Origin of the sequence: Sporolactobacillus shoreicorticis (genome assembly GCF_024125445.1) — a bacterium.
Taxonomy (GTDB): Bacteria; Bacillota; Bacilli; order Bacillales; family Sporolactobacillaceae; genus Sporolactobacillus; species Sporolactobacillus shoreicorticis.
The window spans coordinates 1-12,168 of sequence record NZ_JAMXWM010000024.1; the positions used below are offsets into that span (position 1 = coordinate 1).

The 12,168-nt window shown below is 47.3% G+C and carries 9 protein-coding genes and 1 other annotated feature; of the genes, 8 read left to right on the top strand and 1 reads right to left on the bottom strand.

The window, feature by feature from the left end:
* Nucleotides 1-1,054 (top strand): N-acetylglucosaminidase (locus tag NIE88_RS16325; protein ID WP_253063752.1); only part of this gene is annotated, 1,054 nt, incomplete at its 5' end.
* 78 nt (nucleotides 1,055-1,132) lie between these two features.
* Here the strand turns inward: NIE88_RS16325 and bacA are convergent.
* Nucleotides 1,133-1,936: an undecaprenyl-diphosphate phosphatase gene (bacA, locus tag NIE88_RS16330; protein WP_253063753.1), complete on the bottom strand. Its 804-nt coding sequence runs from the start codon at nucleotides 1,934-1,936 to the stop codon at nucleotides 1,133-1,135.
* 265 nt (nucleotides 1,937-2,201) lie between these two features.
* Nucleotides 2,202-2,436 (top strand) — a binding site (T-box leader).
* Nucleotides 2,437-2,573: 137 nt separating this feature from the next.
* On the opposite strand from bacA, the gene argC reads away from it, so the two are divergent.
* Genes argC through argF form a run of 7 tightly spaced genes read left to right on the top strand, consistent with a single transcriptional unit; the run spans nucleotide 2,574 to nucleotide 12,160 of the window.
* A complete protein-coding gene (gene argC / locus NIE88_RS16335) occupies nucleotides 2,574-3,611 on the top strand; it encodes an N-acetyl-gamma-glutamyl-phosphate reductase (protein ID WP_253063755.1) in 1,038 nt (345 codons plus the stop codon).
* Nucleotides 3,612-3,624: 13 nt separating this feature from the next.
* Nucleotides 3,625-4,848 (top strand): bifunctional ornithine acetyltransferase/N-acetylglutamate synthase, encoded by a 1,224-nt coding sequence (argJ, locus tag NIE88_RS16340; RefSeq protein ID WP_253063757.1) that lies wholly within the window; start codon nucleotides 3,625-3,627, stop codon nucleotides 4,846-4,848.
* A 28-nt stretch (nucleotides 4,849-4,876) separates the two neighbouring features.
* Nucleotides 4,877-5,680, top strand: coding sequence for an acetylglutamate kinase (gene argB / locus NIE88_RS16345; RefSeq protein ID WP_253063759.1), 804 nt, complete (start codon nucleotides 4,877-4,879; stop codon nucleotides 5,678-5,680).
* Nucleotides 5,673-6,869, top strand: coding sequence for an aspartate aminotransferase family protein (locus NIE88_RS16350; RefSeq protein WP_253063761.1), 1,197 nt, complete (start codon nucleotides 5,673-5,675; stop codon nucleotides 6,867-6,869). The genes argB and NIE88_RS16350 overlap by 8 nt, the downstream gene beginning before the upstream one ends.
* Before the next feature lie 17 nt (nucleotides 6,870-6,886).
* A complete protein-coding gene (locus tag NIE88_RS16355) occupies nucleotides 6,887-7,975 on the top strand; it encodes a carbamoyl phosphate synthase small subunit (protein WP_253063840.1) in 1,089 nt (362 codons plus the stop codon).
* Nucleotides 7,959-11,195 carry a carbamoyl-phosphate synthase (glutamine-hydrolyzing) large subunit gene (gene carB / locus NIE88_RS16360; RefSeq protein ID WP_253063763.1) on the top strand — a complete coding sequence of 1,079 codons (3,237 nt, stop codon included), beginning with the start codon at nucleotides 7,959-7,961 and terminating at the stop codon, nucleotides 11,193-11,195. The genes NIE88_RS16355 and carB overlap by 17 nt, the downstream gene beginning before the upstream one ends.
* On the top strand, nucleotides 11,192-12,160 hold the full coding sequence (gene argF, locus NIE88_RS16365; RefSeq protein ID WP_373689450.1) for an ornithine carbamoyltransferase: 969 nt from the start codon (nucleotides 11,192-11,194) through the stop codon (nucleotides 12,158-12,160). Before carB ends, argF begins: the two co-directional genes overlap by 4 nt.
* The last annotated feature ends 8 nt before the right edge of the window (nucleotides 12,161-12,168 follow it).

The window sequence follows — 12,168 nt, forward strand, 5'->3', positions numbered from 1 at the left end:
AACGCTGAAGAAAGGGAGCGGTGTAGAAGTGGTAGGTGCAAGCGGAGACTGGCTGAAGATTAAGTATAACGGAGGAACGGCGTATGTGTCCGGTGATTATGTGCAGAAATCTGAAAGTACATCGGATAGTTCCGACAACTCGAATTCTTCAGATACACAAACAACGGGTTTAATCACCACCGGAGTAAATTTTCGCCAAGGAGCGGGAACTACATACAAAAGTTATGGCGTGTTAAAAGCAGGGACACTTGTTGAGATACTGGCCGATGCTCCGGACGGATGGATTAAGGTAAGTTATAACGGTCAAGACGGTTATGTTTACGGAGACTATGTAAAAAAGGAAACAACAACAACCATTCAAGAAGGCAATGCAGCATATATTACAACGAACTATTCAATTTCATTCGGTCAGGCATTGGCAAAAGAACAGAGTGTAAACAGCAGTCCCTCTTTGGCTCAGTACCTCAATCCAAAGAATTTTACAAAGGGTAGTGTGGAATATTACCAATTTCTGCAGCTTTCCTCTCTTGCCAATGTTTCGCTTGGCGATATGAACATAATGCTGAAGGGCAAGGGGATTTTGGCCGGGCAAGGTGCGGCTTTTATAAGTGCGGCTAATGAAAGCAAGGTAAATGAAGTATATCTTGTTTCCCATGCGCTGCTTGAGACAGGCAACGGCAACTCCACACTTGCTAATGGTGTCAATTATAACGGAAAAACAGTCTATAATATGTTCGGCATCGGCGCATACGATGGAAGTGCGGTAAACAGTGGAGCAAAGTATGCCTACGAACAAGGCTGGACAACTCCGGAGAAGGCGATTAAAGGCGGGGCTGCCTGGATTGCAAAATATTACATCTACAATGCCGCTTATCGTCAGGATACATTGTACAAAATGCGTTGGAATCCTGAGGCGCTTGTTATGGGCAATGCCGCTCATCAATACGCAACCGATGTTGCGTGGGCGGTAAAGCAGACACCAATGGTCGACGCGATGTACAGTCTGATTTCCAAATATAATTTGATTTTTGATGTTCCGGAATATGCGAACTAATTTATAGAAATAAAAAAAGGGCCGGAGAGGGCGAATTCTCTCCGGTTCTTTTTTCATTTAAAAAGAATAGATTGGTTTCTAGAAAATCAGATAAAGCGCAAAAACCGCTGCGAGAATAAAGCGATAAACGGCAAACGGTACAAGTGTAAAGCGGCGCAATAATTTAAGAAAGAAGACAATGGCGAGCATAGCTACAATAAATGCTGTAATAAAACCAACCGCGAAGAGCGGGATGTCGCTGGCATGCAAGAAATCAAGACTTTTGTAAAAGTCGTAACCGCTTGCGCCGATCATCATCGGTACTGCAAGGATAAATGAGAACTCAGCAGCGGTTTTTCGTTCAACGCCGGCAATAAGACCTCCGGCAATGGTTGATCCGGAACGAGAGAAACCGGACCAGAGGGACAGGCATTGGAATAAGCCGATGATGAAAGCTTGTCCATAGGATAATTCCTTTGTACCTGCTCCTCCGCGGTTTGCGGTGATTCGTTCGGCGACAATCATCAGGATGCCTCCGACAACAAGTGCAATTAATACACTTTGCGGCGAAAAAAGAACATTTTTGATAAAGTCGCGCAGAAGCACGCCGAGAATGATCGCTGGAATGCCCGCGACAATGATGTGTAGAAGATTCAGATGTTCAGGGCCATTCTTCGGTTCGTTTCGATAAAATCCGAAGAGACTCCATAAACGTTTCCAGTAGAGCACAACGACAGCCATAATGGATCCTAATTGAATAATGACTTCAAACGTTTTTGCAGTGTCGCCTTTAAAATGAAGCAAGTCAGCGACAAGGATCAAATGTCCTGTCGATGAAACCGGGGCGAATTCTGTTAATCCTTCCACTGCACCAAGGATCACTGCAACCAATAAATGAATCAAGACGTTCACCAACCTTAAATAAGGAGTATTTTCGTTTTCGAACAAGCTTTTTCATTATAACATATTCACATTTCGCCACCCTAGATTCATCGTTGGGGGCAGAAGAAGAAACAAAAAAATTTGCTTCTATAAATAAATGATTCTGAATATATTGTTTGAGAAATCAGTTGCATTTTCATTCAATTAAATTTTAAATAAGGGTTGATTTATTTTCTGATCAATGTATAATGAATATCACACAAGTTAGAAATAACAAAAAGTTATTTGAAAATCAGTGAAGAAGAGAGTAACAGTGGGATACTGCTTAAGCGAGCCGGATTGGTGAGAGCCGGTGCAGGGAACATTGCGAACCGCACTTTGGAGATGACGGCCTGAATCACAGGTAGGGCCGTCCGGGAACTCCCGTTACAGAGTCTCAAGCAGATTCCCTTTTTGAACTCCTTAATCTGGGAATAATCAGAGTGGTACCGCGGGCATAGTGATCAACGCTCGTCTCTTTTCAACGGAAAAGAGGCGGGCGTTTTTAATTTTTCCGCAGAGGTCCCTTTGACGGGGAAGTCTTACTCTTCTGATTTATTTATCTGAAGCGTTAACGAGACACCGAATGAAAATATGAACAGCTATTGGAGGCTTTCAAGTGAAGGCAGGCATTGTTGGAGCCAACGGATACAGCGGAGCAGAATTGATCCGTTTGCTTTTGAACCATCCGCAAATTAAATTGGAGATGCTGATTGCCCATACAAATGCAGGCACGGATATCCAGAGCATTTATCCTCATTTTGACGGTATTGTTGAAAGGACGCTGGAGGATTTTGATGCGGATGAGCTGGCAAAAAGAGTTGATGTTGTTTTTTTCGCAACGCCTGCAGGCGTCAGCAAACACCTGCTTCCTGATTGTTTGAACCATGGCCTGATCTGTATTGATCTTTCCGGTGATTTTCGCTTGAAAAATCCACAGGATTACGCGGACTGGTATCAGAAAGAACCCGCCGACGAAGCGCTTTTTGGTGACGCTGTGTACGGCTTGGCAGAAGTTAATCGTAGGCGGATTGAAGGCGCAACATTCATCTCGAATCCCGGATGCTATCCGACAGCAGCATTGCTTGGCCTTGCACCGGTACTGAAAAATGATGTAATTGATATGACGTCCATTATTATTGACGGAAAGTCGGGAGTTTCCGGGTCGGGAAAAAAAGAAGTGCTGAGCAACTTATTCTGCGAAGTTAATGAGAACGTAAAGGCTTATAAACTGGGTCGGCACCAGCATACTCCGGAAATTGAGCAGATGATCGCGCAGATGAGCGGAGAACAAACCGCAATAACCTTTACCACTCATCTGATTCCGATGACACGCGGGCTGATGTGCACCACGTATGCGAATTTAAAACAAGGGTTCTCAACTCGCGAGCTTTTGGAACGCTATGAAACTTTTTATGAGAAATCGCCTTTTGTTCGGATCAGGCCTCTTGGTTCCTGGCCGGCAACAAAAGAAGTAATCGGTTCAAATTATTGCGACATCGGGTTGAATGTGGATGGCAGGACGAGGCGTCTCACCATTGTCTCAGTTATCGACAACATCGTTAAAGGCGCAGCCGGTCAGGCGGTTCAGAATTTGAATATTATCAAGGGCTGGGATGAACAGACAGGACTTGGATTCACTCCGATTTATCCGTGAGAGGGCGATATTAGTGGAAAAAACATATAAACAAACCGCATTTATTCCTATAGAAAATGGCAGTGTTGGGTCACCAAAGGGCTTCCATACGGGAGGGCAGAATATTGGACTCCGAACCGGAAGACCGGATATGGGCTGGATATATTCAGAGACTCCGGCTGTTGCGGCAGGAGTCTATACGACAAATGTGTTTCAAGCGGCACCGTTACAGGTGACACAGGAAAGTATCGCTGAAGAAAAGAAGCTTCAGGCAATTCTCGTAAATACGGTGAGCGCGAATTCGTGTACCGGTCAGAAAGGTATCGACAATGCTTACACGACAAGAAAGTGGATGGCAGAGCATTTTGGCGTTGCGGATCATCTCGTGGGGGTTGCTTCAACCGGTGTTATCGGCATGCAGCTTCCCATGGATAAGATGAAAAAAGGCATCGTTGCTATTGATCTTGAAGGGGCGAATGCCCCGTTTGAAGCAGCGATTCTTACAACGGATACAAAACCGAAACATTTGGCCGTTCAGCTTGAAATTGACGGCAGGAAAGTAACGATCGGAGGGGCGTGTAAAGGATCGGGCATGATTCATCCGAATATGGCGACAATGCTTGGATTTGTGACAACTGATGCCGCTGTCGATCCGGATGCACTCAGTTTCGCACTGAAATCAGTGATCAATAAAACCTTCAATCGCATTACCGTCGACGGTGATACAAGTACAAACGACATGGTGCTGCTTCTGGCGAATGGGCAAGCTGAAAATCAGCAGCTGAGTGAGCAGCACCCGGAATGGCCGGCCTTTATGAAGGGACTTGAGCATGTCTGCCAAGGTCTTGCCAAGTTCATTGCCAGTGATGGTGAAGGAGCGACGAAGCTGATCGAGGTGCAGGTGACCGGAGCCAAAGATGATCATTCTGCTGAAATCATCAGCAAATCGATTGTCGGTTCGAGTCTTGTAAAGACGGCGGTGTTCGGAAGCGACGCTAATTGGGGCCGAGTCGTTTGCGCTATGGGCTACAGCGGCGAACGTTTCGATCCGAATAAAGTGTCGATGGCGATGGGTGATCTTGTTCTTTTCGAGGACGGTATTCCGGTTGACTTTGACGAAGAAAAGGCAAAGGACTATCTGGACGGAAGCAGTGTCGTGATTAAAACGAGGCTAGGCGAGGGTGACGGTCAAGCCGTTGCCTGGGGCTGTGATTTGACTTATGACTATGTGAAGATAAATGCGTCATATCGTTCGTGAGAAAAAAGATGATGTCAGGAGGACAACAATGAACCGTTATCTGGTGATTAAATGTGGAGGAAGTGTTTTTGACAAACTGACTCCGGCCTTTTTTAACAGCATACAGGCGATCCAAGCGGAAGGCCAATGGCAGCCGGTTATTGTACACGGCGGCGGTCCGGCGATTTCGCAGATGCTGAAAAAACTGGCGATTCCGACAGTTTTTCATCAGGGGCTTCGCGTGACGACTCAGGAAGTACTCGATGTCGCGGAGATGGTGCTCAGCGGGACGATGAATAAACAAATTGTCTCCAAGATCAGCACAGCAGGCGGCAGGGCATTCGGCTTGAGCGGCGTTGACGGCGGCTTGTTTCAAGCAAAACCGATTGCATTTTCCACACTCGGCTATGTCGGTGAAATTACAGCTGTTAATCCGGCTATTATCGCCGGATTGTGCAATCAAGGGCTCATTCCTGTCATCTCACCAATTTCCATGGACGATAAAGGGCAGCATTACAATATAAACGCTGATCAAGCGGCTGCCGCCATTGCTTCGGCACTCAACGGAAAATTGTGTTTCATCAGCGATGTTCCTGGAATTCTTGTTGAAAAGAATGGGGAACTCACGCAGCTGAAGCAAGTCTCCGATCTTGAAATTGAACGGTTGATTGAACGGAAGAAAATCAGCGGCGGTATGATTCCGAAAGCGAAAGCAGCGGTTGACAGTTTAAAGCAGAATGTTCAGGAAGTTGTCATTGTGAACGGTATGATGCCGGAATGTCTGGTTGATTATACTAAGGGCGTTGAAGTCGGAACAAAAATTTTTCTAGAGGAGGAAGCACTCCATGCTTAACATAAAATCAGAAGAAACAATCGCGCCTGTGATGGCTGCATACGGACGTTTTCCAATAACCCTTGAGAAGGGTAAGGGCAGCTATGTTTGGGACAGTGAAGGAACGAAATATCTGGACTTTACAGCGGGTATTGCCGTACTGGCACTGGGTCATGTACCGGATTCGGTGGAAGCGGCTCTGAAGCAGCAGCTTGATACACTATGGCACTGTTCCAATCTGTATCATATTGGACCGCAGGAGAAACTGGCGAAAATGCTGACCGATCTCACTTGCTGTGACCAAGTATTCTTTGGTAATAGCGGGGCGGAAGCAAATGAAGGGGCAATTAAACTGGCACGCCGGTACGCAAATCTAGTATTGCATAAACCGGAAGGACATATTGTTACCTTTGATCATTCCTTCCACGGCCGGACGCTTGCAACAATGGCAGCAACTGCTCAGGAAAAAATACACAGTGGATTTGGCACGCTCGTTCCCGGATTTAAATACCTTCCTTATAATGATGAAGCAGATATCGAGGCCATTGCAGCTGACGAAGTATGTATTGCCGTCATGTTGGAAATGGTCCAAGGTGAAGGCGGAGTCATTCCTGCCGATAAAGCTTGGGTTCAGAAGCTTGCATCTGTGTGCAAGGAAAAAGGCATTCCGATGATTGTCGATGAGGTGCAGACAGGCATGGGCAGAACCGGCAGGCTTTTTGCTTACGAACACTATGATATTGAACCGGACATTCTAACGGTAGCTAAAGCACTTGGTTCGGGGATTCCAATTGGCGCTTTCCTGGCGAAAAAGCATATTTCTCAGCTGCTCACACCGGGAACTCACGGATCGACATTCGGAGGCAATCCGTTTTCAACGGCGGCGGGAGTGGCAACCATTGAAGCTTTTGAGAAACAGAATGTGGTTGCCCAATGTGTGAAGAATGCAGCTTATTTAAACCAAAAATTGAACATTCTTAAAGAAAATTATCCGAATCAATTAACCGAGGTTCGCGGCCTGGGCTTGTTAATCGGTGTTGAGACTGCTGCTCCCGCTATTAATATTGTCAACGAATTGAGAGAAAAGCACCAAGTGCTTATATTGACAGCAGGCAAACATGTTCTGCGCATTCTGCCTCCGCTCGTCACGAATGAAGCGGAAATTGATCAATTTATTGCTGCGTTTGAGGATGTATTGAAAGAACAATAATTAGGAGGCTGCTGATGATGAAAAAAGGATACTTGCTTCTGGAGTCGGGCCAAATATTCTCAGGCATGCGCGTTGGCGCTCCTTCCTCAGTAATGGGCGAACTTGTCTTCAACACCAGCATGACCGGATATCAGGAAATCATGACTGATCCATCCTATGCAGGTCAAATTATGACGTTTTGCTATCCTCTGATCGGAAATTACGGAGTCAACGCGAAAGACAATGAAAATGCCAAGATTCAAATGCAGGGCGCACTGTTCAGCAATCTGTGCGAGCTGCCCAGTCATTATCAATCGATTAAAACGGTCGATCAATGGTTGAAGCAATCGGATGTTCCCGGTCTCGTTAACATTGATACGCGCGCAGTTGTCAAGGCAGTCCGCCGGAGCGGTACAATGAAGGCCGTCATCAGTGACTCTCCTGATTTTTCACTGATCGATTGGAACCGGCCGCTGCCTCAGAATATGGTTGCCAAGGTTTCTGCCAAGACGATGACCACCTATGAGGGGAAAGGATCGCATGTTGTTCTTTTTGATTACGGGTATAAGAAATCGATGCTGAAGGCGCTGCTTGATGAAGGCTGCAAGGTGACGGTGGTTCCTTATAATACGGATTCAAACACGGTTGCTGCGCTGCACCCTGATGGCGTCATGCTGAGCAACGGTCCCGGAGATCCGATCTGTCTGCAGCCGTTGTTCGGCGAAATCAAGAAGATCACATCAGCCTATCCCACTTTAGGCATCTGCCTCGGCCATCAGCTGATTGCACTCGCTTATGGAGCGAAAACCGGTAAATTGCTTTTCGGTCATCGCGGTGCCAATCATCCCGTTAAGGAATTAGCTAGCGGAAAAGTGTGGATGACCTCGCAAAATCATAGTTACGTAGTCGAGGGGGACAGTGTCGATGCGGAGCAATTTTCGATCAGTTATCTTAATGTAAACGATCATTCAGTAGAGGGTTTGAGCCATAATAATCTTCCCATTGAAACGGTTCAATTTCATCCGGAAGCCCATCCGGGTCCGGATGACACCCATTCGATTTTCTTGAACTTTTTGACTATGATTAAACAGAACAAAGGTGAAGTGACTCATGCCGTTACGTACTGACATTAAAAAAGTGCTTGTCATAGGTTCCGGACCGATCGTAATCGGTCAGGCGGCGGAATTCGATTATGCCGGTACGCAGGCCTGTCTCGCCCTCAAAGAAGAGGGAATTGAGGTTATCCTCATTAACAATAATCCGGCGACGATCATGACCGACGACCAGATTGCGGACCGAACCTATATTGAGCCTTTAACCATTGAAACAATAGAAAAGGTCATCATAAAAGAACATCCCGACGGACTCATTGGTACGTTAGGCGGACAAACGGGGTTAAATCTTGCCGTTGCTCTTTATGAACAAGAAATTTTGGAAAAATATGGTGTTGAGCTGCTTGGTACCTCCGTTGATTCGATTCAGCATGGAGAGGATCGGGAGCTGTTCAAGGAACTGATGCTTGAAATCAAGGAACCGATTCCCGATTCCAAGATTATTCGTTCTTATGAAAACGGTCTGGCGTTTGTCAAAAAAATCGGCTATCCGGTCATTATTCGTCCGGCGTATACCCTCGGCGGGTCCGGAGGGGGATTTGCCTATAACGAACAGGAATTGGATTTGGTTCTTCATCGCGGGCTGAATCTCAGTCCGATTCATGAAGTTCTGATTGAGAAAAGCATTAAGGGCTGGAAAGAAATTGAATACGAAGTCATGCGCGACGCAAACGACACATGCATCATCGTGTGCAATATGGAAAACATGGATCCCGTGGGCGTACACACCGGGGACAGTATCGTGGTGGCGCCTTCGCAGACCCTGTCTGATGTGCAGTACCAAATGCTCCGCAATGCGTCATTGAAAATCATTCGCGCGCTGAAAATTGTCGGTGGGTGCAACATTCAGTTCGCCCTCAATCCGGCGTCAGATGAATATGCGATTATTGAAGTCAATCCGCGTGTCAGTCGTTCATCCGCGCTCGCGTCAAAAGCGACCGGTTATCCGATCGCCCGCGTCGCTGCCAAATGTGCAATCGGCTTTTATCTCGACGAAATCTTAAATCCGATTACAGGGACGACTTATGCGTCCTTTGAACCGGCGATTGATTATATTGTGGTCAAGATTCCGCGTTTTCCATTCGATAAATTTACTGAGGCTGATCGGAGCCTTGGAACACAGATGAAAGCGACCGGAGAGGTTATGGCCATTGACCGTACCTTTGAAGGCGCATTGAATAAAGGTGTTCGTTCCATGGAAATGGGCTTCAACGGTCTTGAGAGCAAAATACTCGCTGCTCAAACGGACGATGTCTTGAAAGCTCATTTGAAAAACACGACAGATTTGCGGCTTTTCGCAATAAGTGAGCTGTTCCGAAGAGGATGCACAGTCGCGGCTATTCATCGAGCGACCGAGATAGATTTGTGGTTTCTCAACGCTATTTACGGCGTTGTCTCTTTTGAGAAAACGCTTAAGGGAAAAAGTTTGAATGAACTGTCTGACGCACAAGTCGAGCACGCCAAATGGATGAATATCGGAAATCAGCGTCTGGCACAGCTGCTCGGTGTTTCGGTGAAATCGATTGACGCGCGTGTTCGCGCTGCCGGACTTGCACCTTCATATCACTTGGTAGATACATGCGCCGGTGAATTCGAAGCGCAGACGCCTTATTATTACTTGACTTGGTTTGGCGCCGATGAGGCGCCTGTCAGTGACAAGCCAAAAATTCTGATTATCGGATCGGGTCCGATTCGGATCGGGCAGGGGATTGAATTCGATTACTGCTCTGTGCAGGCGACAATGGCCGTGAAGAAGAACGGCTATGAGGCAATTGTAATTAACAACAATCCCGAAACCGTCAGCACCGATTATTCAATCGCTGATCGCCTTTACTTCGAACCGCTCGCGATTGAAGATATCCTGCATGTCGCGCAAAAGGAAAAGGTCCAAGGAGCGCTCGTTCAATTCGGCGGACAGACGGCAGTCAATGTGGCAAAGGCTTTGGAAGAGGCCGGTATCAGAGTGCTCGGCACATCCATCGAAAGTATTGATCGGGTCGAGGACCGGGAACAATTTTATGAATTGCTGCAATCGCTGGACATTCCCCATATTCAAGGCCGAACGGTTCATTGTCTTGAGGATTTGCCGGTTGCCGGTGAGAAACTCGGTTATCCGATTCTTGTTCGCCCGTCTTACGTGATCGGCGGTCAATCGATGTTCCTATTCCATCATCCCGAAGAACTGACTGCTTATATAAACAGTGAACGAAATCTGAATGAACAATCCTTCCCTCTGCTCGTTGATCGCTACATGCCCGGTATTGAATGCGAGGTCGACGCGATCAGTGATGGAGAGGTGACGGTGATTCCGGGCATCTTTCAGCATGTTGAACGTGCAGGTGTTCACTCGGGCGACAGCATCGCTGTCTTCCCATCGTTCAGTCTCGATCAAGAAGCGAAGGATGAAATTGAAGAGGATACGCGCAAGATTTGCCGCGCCTTGAATGTGACTGGCTTAATTAATATTCAATTTGTGATCGCCTCAGGCAAGGTGTTTGTTCTCGAAGTGAATCCACGTGCTTCGCGAACGGTTCCGATCATCAGCAAGGTAACGGGAATTCCAATGGTTGAAAAGGCGGTCAGTGTTCAGCTCGGCAAAAGCTTGGCAAAGCAAAATCTGCCCGATGGCTACTGCCCACGTCCCGGTTTTTATGCAGTAAAGGCGCCTGTATTTTCCTTCACGAAGCTGAAGGGCGTCGATCCCGTGCTCGGACCGGAAATGAAATCGACAGGCGAGCAGCTCGGTATGGGAGAAACGGTAGAGGAAGCCTTTATGAAAGGGGTTTACCTGAACAGGCCGAATCCGTTTGCGGGCAAATCGATGAAAAAAGCGCTGCTTTGTTCCGTCACGGCGAACCAGAGAAGTGAGAGTCTGGAACTCATTAAGCAGCTGGAACAAATAGGATTCGTTATCCTGGCTACACCCGGAACGGCGGATGAATACGCGAAAGCGGGTATCCTGACAGAAAAGGTAAATGATGATGAATCCGCTGTAATCGAGCAATTTACAAGCGGGAGAATCGCCGCCGTGTTCAACATTCCGACGGCGGGGCGCAACCGGAAGTCCTTTGGTTTTAAGATCAGAGAACTCGCGCTGCGCTATCAAGTGCCTGTGTATACATGCGCCGACACGCTAGAAACGACGCTTTCCGCGGCTAAAGGCAGCCCTTCATCGGAAGTGCACACGTTGGATGAATATCGCGATTTAAGCTATATGACAAATAAAGGGAAGTGATTGATTTGACAAGCGAGACAGCTTCAACACTGCAAGGCAGAGACTTTCTAACGATTGCCGAATTTACAGAAGACGAATTGAAGACTTTTTTAAACACAGCCGTTGCATTGAAGGCGATGCAAAAACAAGGCGTTCCGCACCATTTTTTAGAAGGACAGACACTCGCGATGATCTTCGAAAAAGCGTCAACTCGGACGCGCGTCGCATTCGAGGTAGGCATGTACCACTTGGGCGGTTCCGCGTTATACTTGAGCAGCAAGGACATCCAGATCGGCCGCGGTGAGACCATTGCCGATACGGCAAAAGTGCTCTCACGATTTGTCGACGGCATCATGATTCGGACATTTGGTCATGAAATAGTCGAAGAACTGGCGGCAAACGCCGATGTTCCGGTCATTAACGGGCTTACAGACACGCATCATCCGACACAGGTTATCGCCGATCTGTTGACGATTTTCGAGCACAAAGGAAAGCTCGAAGGACTGAAGGCATGCTTCATCGGTGACGGTTACAATAATATGGCACATTCACTGATGGAAGGCGCTGCGGCCGTCGGCATGGACATGACGGTTGCCAGTCCCAAAGGTTACGAACCGAGTGCGGCGATTCTTGAAGCGACGAAAGCGAGAGGCGTGAAAAATGGGTGCAGCATCGCATTCACCAACTCGCCTCAGGAAGCGGCAGAGGGCTGCGACGTCGTGATCACCGATACATGGCTGAGCATGGGTGATGAGGATGAAAAGGACCGGCGTCTTCATGATTTTCAGGGCTTTCAAGTGAATGACGCACTTATCGCTTTAGCAAAACCGGATCACATCTTCATGCATTGCCTGCCCGCGCATCGCGGCGAAGAAGTGGCCGCAAGCGTGATTGACGGCGCTCATTCCGTTGTATTTGATGAAGCGGAAAACCGTCTGCACGCACACAAAGCAATTCTGAAATGTTTGTTGGAAAAGAACGATTAAAAAACTAT

Excerpts from the sequence above, each read along its gene's own strand:
- argB (WP_253063759.1), top strand. The coding sequence starts at position 4,877 with ATGAACCGTTATCTGGTGATTAAATGTGGAGGAAGTGTTTTTGACAAA.
- NIE88_RS16350 (WP_253063761.1), top strand. The coding sequence starts at position 5,673 with ATGCTTAACATAAAATCAGAAGAAACAATCGCGCCTGTGATGGCTGCA.
- NIE88_RS16355 (WP_253063840.1), top strand. The coding sequence starts at position 6,887 with ATGAAAAAAGGATACTTGCTTCTGGAGTCGGGCCAAATATTCTCAGGC.
- carB (WP_253063763.1), top strand. The coding sequence starts at position 7,959 with ATGCCGTTACGTACTGACATTAAAAAAGTGCTTGTCATAGGTTCCGGA.